General features: G+C 68.2%; 18 protein-coding genes. 11 read left to right on the top strand and 7 right to left on the bottom strand.

Going from position 1 to position 14,685, the window contains the following annotated elements; all coding sequences use genetic code 11:
* Positions 1–48: 48 nt before the first annotated feature.
* The 7 genes from AB0F51_RS11765 to AB0F51_RS11735 all read left to right on the top strand — a co-directional run bounded on the left by AB0F51_RS11765 (position 49) and on the right by AB0F51_RS11735 (position 6,445).
* Entirely contained in the window at positions 49–1,074 is a 1,026-nt protein-coding gene (locus AB0F51_RS11765; protein WP_020388081.1) for a DNA-directed RNA polymerase subunit alpha, read from the top strand.
* 59 nt (positions 1,075–1,133) lie between these two features.
* Positions 1,134–1,838 carry a 50S ribosomal protein L17 gene (rplQ, locus tag AB0F51_RS11760; RefSeq protein ID WP_360277870.1) on the top strand — a complete coding sequence of 235 codons (705 nt, stop codon included), beginning with the start codon at positions 1,134–1,136 and terminating at the stop codon, positions 1,836–1,838.
* An 83-nt stretch (positions 1,839–1,921) separates the two neighbouring features.
* Positions 1,922–2,734, top strand: a complete 813-nt coding sequence (gene truA, locus AB0F51_RS11755) for a tRNA pseudouridine(38-40) synthase TruA (protein WP_360277868.1) — start codon at positions 1,922–1,924, stop codon at positions 2,732–2,734.
* Positions 2,727–3,347: a methyltransferase gene (locus AB0F51_RS11750; protein WP_360277865.1), complete on the top strand. Its 621-nt coding sequence runs from the start codon at positions 2,727–2,729 to the stop codon at positions 3,345–3,347. The genes truA and AB0F51_RS11750 overlap by 8 nt, the downstream gene beginning before the upstream one ends.
* Before the next feature lie 16 nt (positions 3,348–3,363).
* Positions 3,364–3,885, top strand: coding sequence for a SigE family RNA polymerase sigma factor (locus AB0F51_RS11745; protein WP_360277862.1), 522 nt, complete (start codon positions 3,364–3,366; stop codon positions 3,883–3,885).
* Positions 3,878–4,630, top strand: a complete 753-nt coding sequence (locus tag AB0F51_RS11740; protein WP_360277859.1) for a hypothetical protein — start codon at positions 3,878–3,880, stop codon at positions 4,628–4,630. The genes AB0F51_RS11745 and AB0F51_RS11740 overlap by 8 nt, the downstream gene beginning before the upstream one ends.
* Before the next feature lie 132 nt (positions 4,631–4,762).
* On the top strand, positions 4,763–6,445 hold the full coding sequence (locus AB0F51_RS11735; protein ID WP_360277856.1) for an ATP-binding cassette domain-containing protein: 1,683 nt from the start codon (positions 4,763–4,765) through the stop codon (positions 6,443–6,445).
* Here AB0F51_RS11735 and AB0F51_RS11730 read toward each other — a convergent pair.
* Genes AB0F51_RS11730 through AB0F51_RS11715 form a run of 4 tightly spaced genes read right to left on the bottom strand, consistent with a single transcriptional unit; the run spans position 6,391 to position 9,197 of the window.
* On the bottom strand, positions 6,391–6,978 hold the full coding sequence (locus AB0F51_RS11730; protein ID WP_360277853.1) for a GNAT family N-acetyltransferase: 588 nt from the start codon (positions 6,976–6,978) through the stop codon (positions 6,391–6,393). The genes AB0F51_RS11735 and AB0F51_RS11730 overlap by 55 nt on opposite strands.
* A gap of 50 nt (positions 6,979–7,028) precedes the next feature.
* Positions 7,029–7,589: a CGNR zinc finger domain-containing protein gene (locus AB0F51_RS11725; protein WP_360277850.1), complete on the bottom strand. Its 561-nt coding sequence runs from the start codon at positions 7,587–7,589 to the stop codon at positions 7,029–7,031.
* 34 nt (positions 7,590–7,623) lie between these two features.
* On the bottom strand, positions 7,624–8,646 hold the full coding sequence (locus AB0F51_RS11720) for a hypothetical protein (protein ID WP_360277847.1): 1,023 nt from the start codon (positions 8,644–8,646) through the stop codon (positions 7,624–7,626).
* A complete protein-coding gene (locus tag AB0F51_RS11715) occupies positions 8,643–9,197 on the bottom strand; it encodes a helix-turn-helix domain-containing protein (protein ID WP_360277844.1) in 555 nt (184 codons plus the stop codon). The genes AB0F51_RS11720 and AB0F51_RS11715 overlap by 4 nt, the downstream gene beginning before the upstream one ends.
* 131 nt (positions 9,198–9,328) lie before the next feature.
* Between AB0F51_RS11715 and AB0F51_RS11710 the strand changes: the two genes are divergently transcribed.
* Positions 9,329–9,508: a hypothetical protein gene (locus AB0F51_RS11710; protein WP_360277841.1), complete on the top strand. Its 180-nt coding sequence runs from the start codon at positions 9,329–9,331 to the stop codon at positions 9,506–9,508.
* Between the two features lie 66 nt (positions 9,509–9,574).
* Here AB0F51_RS11710 and AB0F51_RS11705 read toward each other — a convergent pair whose 3' ends face one another.
* Both AB0F51_RS11705 and AB0F51_RS11700 read right to left on the bottom strand, forming a co-directional pair.
* On the bottom strand, positions 9,575–10,036 hold the full coding sequence (locus AB0F51_RS11705) for a DoxX family protein (protein ID WP_360277838.1): 462 nt from the start codon (positions 10,034–10,036) through the stop codon (positions 9,575–9,577).
* A 222-nt stretch (positions 10,037–10,258) separates the two neighbouring features.
* On the bottom strand, positions 10,259–11,545 hold the full coding sequence (locus tag AB0F51_RS11700; protein ID WP_360277835.1) for a citrate synthase: 1,287 nt from the start codon (positions 11,543–11,545) through the stop codon (positions 10,259–10,261).
* Between the two features lie 283 nt (positions 11,546–11,828).
* Between AB0F51_RS11700 and rplM the strand changes: the two genes are divergently transcribed.
* From rplM to glmM, 3 genes are read left to right on the top strand one after another with little or no spacing between them, the layout of a single operon-like run.
* A complete protein-coding gene (rplM, locus tag AB0F51_RS11695; protein WP_360277832.1) occupies positions 11,829–12,272 on the top strand; it encodes a 50S ribosomal protein L13 in 444 nt (147 codons plus the stop codon).
* Between the two features lie 37 nt (positions 12,273–12,309).
* Positions 12,310–12,831 carry a 30S ribosomal protein S9 gene (rpsI, locus tag AB0F51_RS11690; protein ID WP_360277829.1) on the top strand — a complete coding sequence of 174 codons (522 nt, stop codon included), beginning with the start codon at positions 12,310–12,312 and terminating at the stop codon, positions 12,829–12,831.
* Positions 12,832–12,838: 7 nt separating this feature from the next.
* A complete protein-coding gene (glmM, locus tag AB0F51_RS11685; RefSeq protein ID WP_360277826.1) occupies positions 12,839–14,185 on the top strand; it encodes a phosphoglucosamine mutase in 1,347 nt (448 codons plus the stop codon).
* 94 nt (positions 14,186–14,279) lie between these two features.
* Here glmM and AB0F51_RS11680 read toward each other — a convergent pair whose 3' ends face one another.
* A complete protein-coding gene (locus AB0F51_RS11680) occupies positions 14,280–14,681 on the bottom strand; it encodes a VOC family protein (RefSeq protein ID WP_360277823.1) in 402 nt (133 codons plus the stop codon).
* Between the last annotated feature and the right edge of the window lie 4 nt (positions 14,682–14,685).

Genomic DNA, 14,685 nt, shown 5'->3' with positions numbered 1-14,685 from the left:
TGCGACCTCAAATAGTGGTCGTCGCGGATCTAGAAGGAAGAACACACAGTGCTTATTGCGCAGCGTCCCACCCTGGCCGAAGAGGTCGTCGACGAGCACCGCTCGCGGTTCGTGATCGAGCCGCTGGAGCCGGGCTTCGGTTACACCCTCGGCAACTCCATCCGCCGTACCCTGCTGTCGTCCATCCCGGGCGCGGCGGTGACCAGCATCAAGGTCGACGGGGTACTGCACGAGTTCTCCACCGTCGCCGGGGTGAAGGAAGACGCCACCCAGCTGATCCTGAACCTCAAGGACCTGGTCGTCTCCTCCGAGCACGACGAGCCCGTCACCATGTACCTGCGCAAGCAGGGCCCCGGTGACGTGACCGCCGCCGACATCGCGCCGCCGGCCGGTGTCGAGGTGCACAACCCGGACCTGAAGATCGCCACCCTGAACGAGAAGGGCCGGCTCGAGATGGAGCTGGTCGTCGAGCGGGGCCGTGGCTACGTCTCCGCGGTTCAGAACAAGTCCGCGGACGCCGAGATCGGCCGGATGCCGGTCGACTCGATCTACTCCCCGGTCCTCAAGGTCACCTACAAGGTCGAGGCGACCCGTGTCGAGCAGCGCACCGACTTCGACCGGCTGGTCGTCGACGTCGAGACCAAGCCGTCGATGCTGCCGCGTGACGCCGTCGCGTCGGCCGGTAAGACGCTGGTCGAGCTGTTCGGCCTGGCCCGCGAGCTGAACGTCGAGGCCGAGGGCATCGACATCGGCCCGTCGCCGGTCGACGAGCAGATGGCGGCCGACCTGGCCCTGCCGGTCGAGGACCTGCAGCTGACCGTCCGCTCCTACAACTGCCTCAAGCGTGAGGGCATCCACACCGTGGGTGAGCTGATCTCGCGCAGCGAGCAGGACCTGCTGGACATCCGCAACTTCGGCTCCAAGTCGATCGACGAGGTCAAGCTGAAGCTGGCCGAGATGGGCCTGTCGCTGAAGGACTCGCCCCCCGGCTTCGACCTGCGCGCCGCCGCTGAGGCGTACGGCGACGACGCCGAGGACGAGGACGAGAGCTTCGCCGAGACCGAGCAGTACTGAGCTAGCACGGCCCATCCAAGGTCCGCACCCGGGCCTGAGATTTCCTGGAGTAAAGAGAGATGCCTACCCCTACAAAGGGATCCCGCCTCGGCGGCAGCGCGGCGCACCAGAAGCTGATCCTCAGCAACCTCGCGACCTCGCTGTTCGAGCACGGCTCGATCACGACCACGCAGGCCAAGGCCAAGCGCCTGCAGCCGCTGGCCGAGTCGATGATCACCAAGGCCAAGCGCGGTGACCTCACCTCGCGCCGTCAGGTGATGAAGCGGATCCGCGACAAGTCCGTCGTGCATGTGCTGTTCACCGAGATCGGTGAGCGGTACGCCGACCGTCCGGGTGGTTACACCCGGATCATCAAGCTCGGCCCCCGCAAGGGCGACAACGCCCCCATGGTGAAGATCGAGCTCGTCGAGGCGCTGGCGGACTCGCCGAAGGCCAAGGCGGCGGCGAAGAAGGCCGCTCCGGCCAAGAAGGCGACCGCGAAGAAGGCGGCTGCCAAGGACGAGGCCAAGGCTGACGAGGCTCCGGCCGAAGAGGCCAAGGTCCAGGACGTCGTCGCGGGCAAGTACGAGGGCTCCGCGGCCCCGCTGGACGGCGGCGCCGCTCCTGAGGGCTACGACATCAAGGGCAACGAGAACTCGATGAAGTACCACACCACCGAGTCCCCGTGGTACGAGCAGACCGAGGCCGAGGTCTGGTTCAAGACCGAGGAGGCCGCCGCGGCGGCCGGCTTCGCCAAGGCCGGCGAGTCCGAGGACGACAAGTAACACCTGCTTCAAGCCTGCGGCGCCCCTTCGCTTTCGAGCGGAGGGGCGCCGCTGCGTTGGATTGCCCTGCGTTAGATTGGCCTGTGCGCTGGCGGATCGATCTCAGGTATGACGGCACCGAATTCCACGGCTGGGCCCGTCAGGAGGGCCTCAGGACCGTGCAGGGGGTGCTTGAGCAGGCGCTGGCCACGGTACTGCGCCAGCCCGAGCTCCCGACGGTGACCTGCGCCGGCCGGACCGACACCGGAGTCCACGCCAGGGGCCAGGTGGTGCACGTCTGGCTGCCCGAGGGCGTGGCCGCCCGCAACCTGGTGCACCGGCTCAACGGCGTACTGCCGGACGATGTCTGGGTGAGTGGTGCAGCGGAGGCCGCTGAGGGCTTCGACGCCCGCTTCTCAGCCTTGTGGCGCCGTTACGTCTACCGGATCTGCGACGACCCCGCCGCCCGCGACCCGCTGACCAGGAACCACGTACTGCGAGTCCTCCAGCCGCTCGACGTGGACCGGATGAACGAGGCCTCGGCGCGGCTGCTCGGCGAGCACGACTTCGCCGCTTTCTGCAAGCGCCGGGTCGGGGCGAGCACTGTCCGTGCCCTGCAGGAGTTCAGCTGGCGACGGACCGCTCCGGGGCTGGTGGAGGCCACAGTGATCGCGGATGCCTTCTGCCACTCGATGGTGCGGGCTCTGGTCGGCTCCGTCGTACCGGTGGGGGATGGGCGTCGCGACGTGGACTGGCCGGCCACTGTGCTGGCTGCACGGGTCCGGGACTCGGCAGTGACCGTACTGCCCGCTCATGGGCTCACCCTGGAAGAAGTGCGATACCCGGCAGACGAAGAACTGGCCGCAAGGGCTGTAGAGGCTCGTGCCGTCAGGGGAGAGGTGCACACGCGTGGCTGACCACTACTTCTCGGCAGAGCCGACGTCAGCCGACGTACGGCGTACTGTCGAGGCCCGGATCTGGGGGAAGGACTACACCTTCACCACGGCGACCGGTGTCTTCTCCCGGGACCGCCTGGATCGGGGTACGTCGATCCTGCTGCGTGAGGCTCCTGCTCCGACCAGTGGCGGCACCTACCTGGACCTGGGCACCGGCTACGGGCCGATCGCGTGTGCCCTGGCAGTGGAGGATCCCAAGGCGCAGGTCTGGGCGGTCGACGTGAACAGCAGGGCGCTGGAGCTGACGGCGGAGAACGCGAAGGCGGCCGGGGTGGCCAAGCGGGTCCACCCGGCGCTGGTGGACGACGTACCGGCGGACGTGCGGTTCGACCAGATCTGGTCGAACCCGGCGATCCACATCGGTAAGCCGGAGCTGCACAAGATGCTGCTGCACTGGCTGGCTCGTCTTGCCCCTGGCGGCGTGGGATGGTTCGTCGTCGGCAAGAACCTCGGTGCGGACTCGCTGCAGCGCTGGCTGACCGATCAGGGCTACCCCTGTGACCGGATCGGCAGCGCGAAGGGCTTCAGGGTCCTGCGGGTGACTGCAACGAACGAGGGCCCAGCGCCGTCCTGAGGGTATGGAGGCAGCCTTGGCGGACGTAGAGGCGCAATCCAGCGCGATCGACTTCGAGGTCTGGGTGACCGAGAAGGCGGATGCGCTGCTGCGGTTCGCCTATGTGCTGACGGGCGACCACCAGCTGGCGGAGGACGCCGTCCAGGACGCACTGACGACCGCCTGTGCGCGCTGGGCGCGGGTCAGCCGGGCTGACGACCCCGAGGCCTACGTGAAACGGATGGTGGTCAACGCACACATCTCCTGGTGGCGGCGCTTCCGTCGCCGGGAGGCGCCGGTAGAGGACCCGACGAGGACCACAGCCGCCGCTCCCGACGGCACAGCCAACAGGGCCGACGCGGAAGCCGTCTGGGCGCTCTGCGCGACGCTGCCGGACAAGCAGCGCGCCGCCGTCGTACTGCGCTTCTACGAAGAGCTCTCGTACGCCGAGATCGCAACACTCCTGCACTGCGCGGAGGCCACGGCCAGATCGCATGTGCATCGAGCCCTGGCCGTTTTGAAGGACACGCTGAGCAAGGAAGGAGCCGAGGATGCCTGAGCCGGATGAGCAGGAGCTCGGCCCGCAGCTCGCGGACGCCTTCCAGAGCAAGGCCCACAGCATCCAGGGCCGCCGGCCGGCCAGCTTCGCCAGTGAAGCGCGCAGGCGGGTCCAGCAGCGGCGGCACCGGATGACCATGGCCGCCGCGGCAGTGGTGGTTGTAGCGGCCATCGGCGGTGTCTGGGGCGCCATCGGCGGTCCATCGCCCATGCCAACGAGTTCCAGCGACAGCGCCGCCGGCAGTGCGGAGGGCCAGGGCAACAAGAGCGCGCCCGAAGCGGCCATCGACGGATGTCCGCCCCAACACCCGATCCTCACTGCTCCCAGCCACGAGGCTGTACCGCCGGGGACCGGTCTTGACCTGGACACCCCGGTCTTCGGGCTGCAGGCCTGCCGGTACTCGCTGGCACCGGGCAACCAGCTACTGCTCGGCTCGGCCACCTTCACTGCGACCACGGCCCGCCAGGTTGTCGACGCGATCAAGGGGCTGCCGGAGCGCAACCCGACGCTTCCGGTGTTCAAGTGCACCGCCGAGACGGCCAGACCGAAGGAGGCGATCGTGCTGCGCTTCGACACCGCGACCGGCGTCCGAGAGGTCTGGGTCGGGTACGACGGCTGCGCGTCGGCCGGGTTCTTCACCGGCACCCGAACGTACGGGCTCTATGCCGGACCGCTCAAGCTCATCCTCAAGGACGGCGTCCGCCCCACCGGTGGCATCTACCTCGACCACCTCGAGGGCTGGTAGCTACTCCCGCGCCTGACATCGGCTTCGACAGGGCTCGGGACGGACCGGGTTGTCGGTCGTCGGGCTCCCTGTTCGGTCAGGGAGGACGATAACGGGTCGCGATCGCCGTGGCCGGGCGGTCAGACTGGGGGTATGGGTCATGTGGAGGTCGCGGGGATCGGGTTCGAACTACCGGACGGGCGGGTGCTGCTGGACGACATCACCTTCCGGGTCGGCGACGGCGCCAAGGTCGCGCTGGTCGGCGCCAACGGGTCCGGTAAGACCACGCTGACGAGGATCATCGCCGGCGACCTGAAGGCCCACAGCGGCAGTGTCGCGCGGTCCGGCGGGCTGGGCGTGATGCGGCAGTTCGTCGGTTCGGTCCGCGACGAGACGACCGTTCGCGACCTGCTGCTCGGGGTCGCGCCGGACCGGATCCGGGAGGCCGCCGCCAAGCTCGACCAGGCCGAGCTGGCGATGATGGAGGCCGACGACGAGAAGACCCAGTTGCGCTACGCCCAGGCGGTGTCCGACTGGGGCGAGGTCGGCGGCTACGACGCCGAGGTGCTCTGGGACGTCTGCACGATGTCCGCGTTGGGCATCCCGTTCGACAACTGCCGCTGGCGCGAGGTCAAGACGCTGTCCGGCGGGGAGCAGAAGCGCCTGGTACTGGAGGCCTTGCTGCGTGGGCCGGACGAGGTCCTGCTGCTGGACGAGCCGGACAACTACCTCGACGTACCGGCCAAGCGCTGGCTCGAGGAGCAGCTGAACGCGACCCCGAAGACGGTGCTCTACATCAGCCACGACCGTGAGCTGCTGGCCAACACCGCGACCCGGATCGTCACCGTCGAACTAGGGGCCGCGGGCAACACCGTGTGGACGCACGGCGGTGGCTTCCGGTCCTACCACGAGGCCCGCAAGCAACGGTTCGAACGACTGGAGGAGCTTCGCCGCCGCTGGGACGAGGAACACGCCAAGCTCAAGGCGCTCGTACTGCGGTACAAGGTGAAGGCGGCCTACAACGACGGGCTGGCGTCGGCGTACAAGGCGGCCCAGACCCGGTTGCGCAAGTTCGAGGAGGCCGGCCCGCCCGAGGCGATCCCGCGCGAGCAGAAGGTCAGCATGCGGCTGACCGGCGGCCGGACCGGCAAGCGCGCGGTCGTCTGCACCGGCCTCGAGCTGACCGGCCTGATGAACCCCTTCGACCTGGAGGTCTGGTACGGCGAACGCGTGGCCGTCCTCGGCTCGAACGGCTCGGGCAAGTCGCACTTCCTGCGGCTGCTCGCGAACGGTGGCTCCGATCCCGACATCGAGCACCGCCCGGTCGGCGAGATGGTGATCCCGTCGGTCGCGCACACCGGGAGCGCCAAGCTCGGCGCGCGGGTCCGGCCGGGCTGGTTCGCGCAGACCCACGAGCACCCCGAGCTGGCCGGCCGGACGCTGCTGGAGATCCTGCACCGCGGCGACGACCACCGTGACGGGATGGGCCGCGAGCTGGCGTCCCGCAAGCTCGACCGGTACGAGCTGGCGCACGCCGCCGAGCAGAGCTTCGACTCGTTGTCGGGGGGTCAGCAGGCGCGGTTCCAGATCCTCCTGCTGGAGCTGTCCGGTGCCACCCTGCTGCTCCTCGACGAACCGACCGACAACCTCGACGTCGAGTCCGCCGAAGCGCTGGAGGAGGGCCTGGACTCCTTCGACGGAACGGTTCTGGCGGTCACCCACGACCGCTGGTTCTCCCGCGGTTTCGACCGCTACCTGGTGTTCGGCAGCGACGGCACCGTCTACGAGGCGCCGGAACCGGTCTGGGACGAAGGCCGGGTCGAACGCGCTCGCTGAGGGCGGTCGATGCGGTAGACGTAGTGCAGCGGGTCGTCGATGGGGTTGTCGGGTTCCATCGGGCCCGCTGCCACGCGGTGGAAGCCGGCCCGTTCGAGAGCACGCCAGGACGGGCGGTTTCCGGCGACCACGGCGACCAGGATGGTGTCGACGTCGGGGGCAGTGGTCCAGGTCTCGGCGACCAGTGCCGCGATCATCGCCGTACCGACGCCTTTGTTGGTGTCGGTGGATTCGCCGATCAGGTAGTCGATGGTCATCGTCCCGGCCGGCACCTCGGTGAGCGCCTGGAACCCGGTCAGTTCCTCCGGGTAGTCGGCCAGCCTGCTGCGCTGCATCAGGCCGATCGGGTCGCCGTCCTGGAGGACCAGCAGGTCCTCTGAGGGTTCACGGCCGTCGGCCGCCGTCCCGAAGTCTCGTTCGAGGGCTTCGGGTGTCGTCTCGTGGTTCCACCAGCGGGCGACGTGGGGGTTCGCCAGCCAGCCGGCCAGCAGCGGGAAGTCCGCCCTGGTCAGCCGCCGGAAGGTGTAGGCCATGGATTCCTCCTTGGTTTCACTGACGCTAAAAGCCTAGATTTACCGTCAAGCTAATTAGCGGCCAGTCGCTGCTGGTAGCGGGCCTGGCGAGCTCGCTGGCTGCAGGAGGAATGACAGAAGCGCCGACGGCCGTGGTGCCGGACGAACAGCATCCGGCAGTCCTCGCCGGCGCAGCGAGCCAGCACCGAACCATCAGTCGCGAGCCCGATCGTCTCGGTGGCCAGTTCGGCCAGCAACCGGGTGGTACCGGTACTCGACGAGTCGGCCGCCATCCGGGGTACCCCACCCGCCGGCCACTCCATCCGCACCGAGGAGTGCGCCTGAGCTGCGCAATCGTTGACGGCCGCGACCGACTCGTAGCCAGGATGCTTGCCATCGGCAAGCGCCGCCAGCACCTGGTGAACGTGGTCGCGGAACTCCCGCACCCGCCCGAGATCCCGAGCCGGTACGCCGGACGGCCGCCGCCGGCCGTGCAGCCTGGCGTACTCGGCGAACCACCCGTTCATCAGCTCGGCCGTGCGCAGGAAGTCGACGATCACGCCGTCATCGTCGTACCGGGTGTTGGCGAACTCGACGGCGAGCGGCTCGGTTCCCAGGAGTGGGTAGTCCATGCGACTGACGATACCGCTCAACATTTACCGTCAGTCAGAGATTGGTGCACCACGTCTCGCGGTAGGCGGTCCAGTTCGCCTCGGTCGCGGCGAAGTCGACGTAGAGGGCCAGGCCGAAGTTCTTGCGGTCCGACTCGCCCAGGCCGAGCTGAGCGCCTCGCACAGCGGCCTCCACAGTCTCGGCCGAGCCGCGGTGGGAGAAGTTGTCCTCCCAGTAGAACGGCACGCCCATCAGCAGGTCCACGTGGGCCGGCGTCGCCTCCAGTGCCATCTCGGTCTGCTGCGCGACATACCCGCCGTACAGGGATTCCAGTGGGGTCCAGGTGTCGTACGACATCACCGCGATCTGCTCGACCCGGCTCGCCACCTCGTGGAAGTACGACTTCGACCACCACTTGCTCATCCCGGTGAAAGCGACCAGTACGCCGTTCATGCCGGGCGCCGGATTGAGTTGCGCGGCGGCGACGGACAGCGGCGCCTTCCGCGCGGACGTCATCGCATGGACCTGATCCAGCAGTTGCAGGAAGCCCTTCGAGCCGGACCGCACCGGCTCCAGGTCGAAGTGGATCCCGTCGAAGCCCTGGTCGAGCAAGTCGCTGGACGTGGTGGTCACCCGATCGCGGACGGCCGCGTCCTCCAGGACCATGCCCGAGCTCTTCTCGGGCTGCACGATGTCGCCGAGCCATGCCTGCACCCGGATCCACGGCATCGCCTGGTGCACGGCCTCGGTGAACCACCGGGCCTTCGGCGAAACCTTTGCCCAAGGCAACGAACCGTCGTGTTCCAGGGGTCCGGTGTGCACGTAGAGGTCACGGATCCCCGTTCCCTCCAGCTGCTTCGCCAGCGCCGTGATGTCGGCCGCCGACTTCCGTCCGTCCACCCAGGCATGCCCGAGCCAGATCGCGTCCTGCCCACGGGTCGTCGCCGAGGCCGCCGGATCACCCGTGTAGGCGATGCGCCAGGTCAGCGCCAGTACGCCGTACGGGACTGTGATGAGGAGAAGCAGCGCCAGTGGGATGAAGGCGAGGGCGCGGCGGCGGCGCGTCCAGTTCTTCACCGGCGGCGCAGGCCGTCGAAGAGCAGATTGAGCATCCGGGAGCGGACCTCCGGGGTCAGGCCGGCCGCGGTCGCGCCGCGGGATGCGCCGATCAACAAGGCGTAGACCTCGGGGAACTCGGCGTCCCCGCGCAACTGGCTGCTCTGCTTGGCCCGCTCGAGCAGCTGGCCGAAGGCCTCGCGCATGCCCGCGCCCGCCTGCTTGGCGTCCTCGCCGACCACCGTGCCGGCCGCGATCAACGCTTCCCCGATGGCCAGCTTGGAGGCCGCTTCGGCGACCACCTGCTCGAAGAACGTGAAGAACGCGGCGCCGGGATCGTCCTGCGCGGCCAGCTCGATCGCGCGGTCGCGGAGGCGCTCGAGCCGCAGCGTCAGAACGGCTTCGAGCAGGTCGACCTTGGTCGGGAAGTGCCGGAAGACGGTCGCGATCCCCACCTCGGCGAGCTTGGCGACCTCGTCGGTCGAGGCGTTGGGGGACCGGCCGAAAACCTCCTCGGCGGCGGTCAGGATCCGGACCCGGTTGTCCCGGGCGTCCGCACGCAACGGCCTCATCGCACTCCTCGCAGTGGTCGGCACCCGACAGCGTAAGAGACGTTCGGGAACCCGAAAGAGTTGTCAACGGAGTGGCGACTCCGTATATTCGGAGTCATCACTCCGCTTATTCTGCCGTGAGGACACCCCCGATGACTCCTGAACAGGTCTTCCTCCGACTCGTGCACGGCGTCGCCGATCGCGATCTCGAGGCGCTCCCGGCGCTGTACGCCGAGCAGACCGACAACGTGGCGATGGCCCGGGCGCGCGGCCGGCTCGACGAACTCATCGCAGTACTGCGGGAACCGGCGCCGGAGCGGGAAGCGTCGTAGTACCCAGAAGCGCACGAACGGCCCCGGTCCCCTGGCAGCGCAGCCGGACCGGGGCCGTTTCCAACCTCAGGCAACACGCTCCCGCAGCGGCGTCGCGGCCAGGGCTTTGGCGGCGATCACCAGGCCGGCGGCAGCCAGCACGATGTCCTTCAACACGTACTGCGCCTCCAGCGTCGGCGTCCCCGGGAACAGGTCCCCGAAGAACAGCACCAGCGGCGACATGATCCCCACCAGCGAGAAACCCAGCACCAGCAACCCGGTGCGGAGCAGCTTGCCGGTGATCAGTGTGATCCCGATGAAGCACTCCAACGCGGCCGTCAGCAGCAGTGCCCCCGACCCGCTGATCACGCCCAGCGTGAGGGTGTCGATGGTTCGGATGACGAGCGCCTCGGCGGGACTCGCGCCGGGAAAGAACTTCAGCGCCCCGAAGGCCAGGAAGACCAGACCGAGGCTGATCCGCAGGATGTCGATGCTCCGCCGGCCGAGCCAGCCGGACAACTTGTTGCTCTTGGCAATTAACGCGTTCATCGCGGGGTCTCCTGATTCGCAAGCTGATCTGACTCCCTCAGCCTCGCGAAAACACCCCCTGTACCGCGTCCGGCGGGAGACGGCACTTTGCCTACCCCGGCCGCGGTACTACGCCGTACTGCGGAGCCGCCGTTCGGCGTACTGCTCAGGGTTGCCCTGATATCGGTGGGAGCAGCACAACGGCCCCCCGACGTGTAGTCGGAGGGCCGGTGAGGAGATGGGTCAGCGGTCGCCCATCGGGACGTACTGGACGCCACGGGCGCCGGTGTAGATCTGCTTCGGACGGGCGATCTTCTGGTCGGTGTCGCCGAGCGACTCCAGCCACTGGGCCAGCCAGCCCGAGGTCCGCGGGATGGCGAACAGCACGGTGAACATCTCCGGCGGGAACTGCAGGGCCTCGTAGATCAGGCCGGAGTAGAAGTCCACGTTCGGGTAGAGCTTGCGGGAGACGAAGTACTCGTCCTCCAGCGCGATCTTCTCCAGCTCGACGGCGATCTTCAGCAGCGGGTTGATGCCCGTCACCTCGAACACGTCGTCGGCAGCCTTCTTGATGATCTTGGCGCGCGGGTCGTAGTTCTTGTACACCCGGTGGCCGAAGCCCATCAGCCGCTCTTCGCCGTTCTTCACGCCCTCGATGAACGACGGCACGTTGTCGACCGTGCCGATCCGGCGCAGCATCTTCAGCACCGCCTCGTTGGCGCCGCCGTGCAGCGGGCCGTAGAGGGCGGCGATGCCGCCGGTGACCGCGGAGTACGGGTCGACCTGGGTGGAGCCGATCGCCCGGACCGCGTTGGTGGAGGCGTTCTGCTCGTGGTCGGCGTGCAGGATGAACAGGATCTCCAGCGCGCGCACCAGCCGGTCGTCGGCGGCGTACTTGGGCTCGCTCATCTTGAACAGCATCGACAAGAAGTTGGCCGCGTAGCTCAGCTCGTTGTCGGGGTAGACGTACGGCTTGCCCTGCGCGTGCCGGAAGGAGAACGCGCCCAGCGTCGGCATCTTGGCGATCAGCCGGCGGATCTGCAGCGCCCGCGACTCCTCGTCGAAGATGTCCCGCGACTCGGGGTAGAAGGTGGACAGCGCGCCCACCGAGGCGAGCAGCATGCCCATCGGGTGCGCGTCGTACCGGAAGCCCTGCATGAAGGTCTTCAGGTTCTCGTGCACGAACGTGTGATACGTCACGTCGTGCACCCAGGCTTCGTACTCCACCTTGTTCGGCAGCGCGCCGTTGACCAGCAGGTACGCGACCTCGAGGTAGTTCGACTGCTCGGCGAGCTGCTCGATCGGGTAGCCGCGGTACTCCAGGATGCCCTTGTCGCCGTCGATGAAGGTCACCGACGAACGGGTCGAGGCGGTGTTGACGAAGCCGGGGTCGTAGGTGGCCAGGCCACCGTCTCCGTCGGTTGCACTGATCTGCTTGAGATCAGCGGCACGGATGGTGCCATCGGTGATGGCAAGGTCGTAGTCCTTGCCGGTCCGGTTGTCCCGGACGGTGAGCGACTGTTCGGTCACAATGCCCTCTTCGGAAGCTGGCGTCATCGCCCGGTGAGTGAGGGTATCGTCGCCGGCGGGACGCGGATCGGACTGCAATCTTCACCGCTAAACTAGTGCGGTCCCGAGCTCCTTCCAAGCCGGGGTCCCCTCCCGTCGCGGGCTCGCTTTGACCCCGAGGCGTCCACGCCGGTATTCTGGGCTGCTGTTGTGCGTTCCTGGTCCTCGCCGGTGTGATTGCGGGCCGCTCGCCGACGTACCAGTTCTAGATTTGTCAACCTCTGAGAAACGAAGGTCAACGACCGTGCGCACGTACAGCCCGAAACCTGCTGACGTCACCCGTGAGTGGCATGTGATCGACGCCACCGACGTCGTGCTCGGTCGGCTCGCCGTCCAGATCGCCACCCTGCTGCGTGGCAAGCACAAGCCGACGTTCGCACCGCATGTCGACGGCGGTGACTTCGTCGTCGTCATCAACGCCTCGAAGATCGCGCTGTCCGGCAACAAGCGGACCGACAAGCTGGCCTACCGCCACTCGGGTTTCCCGGGCGGCCTGACCTCCACCCCGGTCGGCGAGATCCTGGACAAGGACCCGCGCAAGGCCGTTGAGAAGGCTGTCTGGGGCATGCTGCCGAAGAACCGCCTCAGCCGGAAGCTGCTCGGCAAGCTGAAGGTGTACGCCGGTCCGGAGCACCCGCACTCGGCCCAGCAGCCGAAGCCGTTCGAGATCACCCAGATCGCTCAGTAGTAGCGATCGACGAGCCAGGTAAACGAGGATTCCCAGCGTGAGCGACATCACCACCGAGACCGACGACCTCGACACCGAGGTGCCCATCGACACCGAGGGCCCGGTTGCCTACACCTCCGAGACGAACCCGAGCCCGGAGCAGCGCGCCGAGTCCGGTCGCGTCGCGGTGATCAACCCGGCCGGTGCCACCGGTCGCCGCAAGGAGGCCGTGGCGCGCGTCCGGCTCATCCCGGGGACGGGCAACATCACCGTCAACGGCAAGCCGATCGACGTCTACTTCCCGAACAAGGTTCACCAGCAGCACGTGAACGAGCCGTTCGTGGTTGCGGGCCTGGAGGGCTCCTACGACGTCATCGCCCGGATCAACGGCGGCGGCATCACCGGCCAGGCCGGTGCGCTGCAGCTCGGGATCGCCCGTTGCCTGAACGCCGCCGACGAGGAGGCGAACCGTCCGGGTCTGAAGAAGGCCGGTCTGCTCAGCCGCGACGCGCGGATCAAGGAGCGCAAGAAGGCCGGTCTCAAGAAGGCCCGTAAGGCTCCGCAGTACAGCAAGCGCTGATCACCTGATGTCGCGTTTGTTCGGCACGGACGGAGTCCGTGGCCTGGCGAACGTGGATCTCACCGCGGAGCTGGCGCTCGACCTCTCGGTCGCGGCAGCTCACGTACTCGGCGAGGCCGGTGCCTTCGAAGGGCACCGGCCACGCGCCGTTGTGGGGCGGGATCCTCGGGCCAGTGGTGAATTTCTCGAAGCAGCCGTGGTGGCCGGTCTGGCCAGCGCCGGCGTCGATGTCGTCCGGCTCGGCGTGCTGCCGACCCCGGCCGTCGCCTACCTGACCGGCTCGACCGGTTCCGATCTCGGCGTGATGCTGTCCGCCAGCCACAACCCGATGCCGGACAACGGCATCAAGTTCCTGGCCCGCGGCGGGATCAAGCTCGACGACGTCATCGAGGACGCGATCGAGGCGAGGATGGGCGAGGAGTGGCAGCGCCCGACCGGTGCCAAGGTCGGCCGGGTGCTCGACGACGGCCAGGGCTTCGAGACGTATGTCTCGCACCTGGTCCGGTCGGCCCCGAACCGGTTCGACGGTGTGAAGGTGGTCGTCGACTGCGCCAACGGTGCGGCCTCGCTGACCGCACCGGAAGCCCTACGCCGGCTGGGCGCCGAAGTCATCACGTACGCCGCGGCGCCCGACGGCCTGAACATCAACCTCGACTGCGGTTCGACCCACATGGAGGGTCTGCGCCGCGAGGTGATCGGGCACGGTGCCGACCTGGGTATCGCCCTGGACGGTGACGCCGACCGGTGCCTGGCCGTGGACGCGGCCGGCGAACTCGTCGACGGCGACCAGATCCTGGCCGTGCTCGCCCTGGCGATGCGCGACTCGGGCCGGTTGTCCAACGACACCGTGGTGGCGACCGTGATGAGCAACCTGGGCTTCGTCCAGGCGATGGTCCGGGAGCAGATCGCGGTCGAGCAGACCAAGGTCGGCGACCGCTACGTGCTGGAGGCCATGAAGGCCGGCGGCCACAAGCTCGGCGGCGAACAGTCCGGCCACGTGGTGCTGTCCGACCACGCGACCACCGGCGACGGCACACTGACCGCCGTCATGCTGCTCGCCCGGATGGCCCAGACCGGCAAGCCGCTGGCCGACCTGGCCTCGGTGATGACCCGCCTGCCGCAGGTCCTCGTCAACGTCCCCAACGTCGACAAGACCCGGGCCGGTACCGACCCCGACGTACAGGCCGCGGTTGCGGCCGCCACTGCCCGCCTGGGCGACAGCGGTCGCGTTCTGCTCCGTCCTTCGGGCACGGAGCCGCTGGTCCGCGTCATGGTCGAAGCCGAGTCGTCCGACACCGCCCACGAGGTCGCCCACACCCTCGCCGGCATCGTCGAAACCTCACTCAAGCTCTGACCCCAGCACCACCCGAACCCCGCCGAGCGCTCGTCTCGGCGGGGTTCGTTTTTGGGTTGCGATGAAACACTGCCTCTGGCTCTGAAACAGTGTTTTAGGGAGTCGTGGTGACCTGCCAGAGGTGCTGGTCGGGGTCGGCGAAGGTGGCGGTGTAGCCCCAGGGCTGAGCGGCGGGCGGGCTGACGATGTCGGCGCCGGCCTCGCGGGCACGGTCGATCTGCTGGTCGACCTCGGCGTTGGTGCCCGCGCTCAGGGCGAGGATGCATTCGCCGACCCCGGGATCGGCCACCTTGCGCCCGCCGATCACCCAGCCGAAGCCACCGGTCGGGATCAGCATCAGCCGTATCCCGTCGTTGACGGCGAACTGCAGCGGCTCCGGCAGGCCGTCCTCGGCCAGTTCGCCGATCGGCTCGAACCCGAGCCCGGCACCGTAGAACTCGAAGGACCGCTGCCGGTCGGCGATCGGCAGGCAGACGATGACAGGTGAATTGCTCATGGTG

The sequence above is a fragment of the Kribbella sp. NPDC023855 genome (assembly GCF_040639475.1).
Taxonomy (GTDB): Bacteria; Actinomycetota; Actinomycetes; order Propionibacteriales; family Kribbellaceae; genus Kribbella.
This window is presented reverse-complemented; position numbering and strand designations above follow the sequence as displayed.

What these genes read in the sequence shown, in the direction of transcription:
- rplQ (WP_360277870.1), top strand. Translation starts at nt 1,134, where the DNA reads ATGCCTACCCCTACAAAGGGATCCCGCCTCGGCGGCAGCGCGGCGCAC.
- AB0F51_RS11740 (WP_360277859.1), top strand. Translation starts at nt 3,878, where the DNA reads ATGCCTGAGCCGGATGAGCAGGAGCTCGGCCCGCAGCTCGCGGACGCC.
- AB0F51_RS11735 (WP_360277856.1), top strand. Translation starts at nt 4,763, where the DNA reads ATGGGTCATGTGGAGGTCGCGGGGATCGGGTTCGAACTACCGGACGGG.
- AB0F51_RS11730 (WP_360277853.1), bottom strand. Translation starts at nt 6,978, where the DNA reads ATGGCCTACACCTTCCGGCGGCTGACCAGGGCGGACTTCCCGCTGCTG.
- AB0F51_RS11725 (WP_360277850.1), bottom strand. Translation starts at nt 7,589, where the DNA reads ATGGACTACCCACTCCTGGGAACCGAGCCGCTCGCCGTCGAGTTCGCC.
- AB0F51_RS11715 (WP_360277844.1), bottom strand. Translation starts at nt 9,197, where the DNA reads ATGAGGCCGTTGCGTGCGGACGCCCGGGACAACCGGGTCCGGATCCTG.
- AB0F51_RS11710 (WP_360277841.1), top strand. Translation starts at nt 9,329, where the DNA reads ATGACTCCTGAACAGGTCTTCCTCCGACTCGTGCACGGCGTCGCCGAT.
- AB0F51_RS11705 (WP_360277838.1), bottom strand. Translation starts at nt 10,036, where the DNA reads ATGAACGCGTTAATTGCCAAGAGCAACAAGTTGTCCGGCTGGCTCGGC.
- glmM (WP_360277826.1), top strand. Translation starts at nt 12,839, where the DNA reads ATGTCGCGTTTGTTCGGCACGGACGGAGTCCGTGGCCTGGCGAACGTG.
- AB0F51_RS11680 (WP_360277823.1), bottom strand. Translation starts at nt 14,681, where the DNA reads ATGAGCAATTCACCTGTCATCGTCTGCCTGCCGATCGCCGACCGGCAG.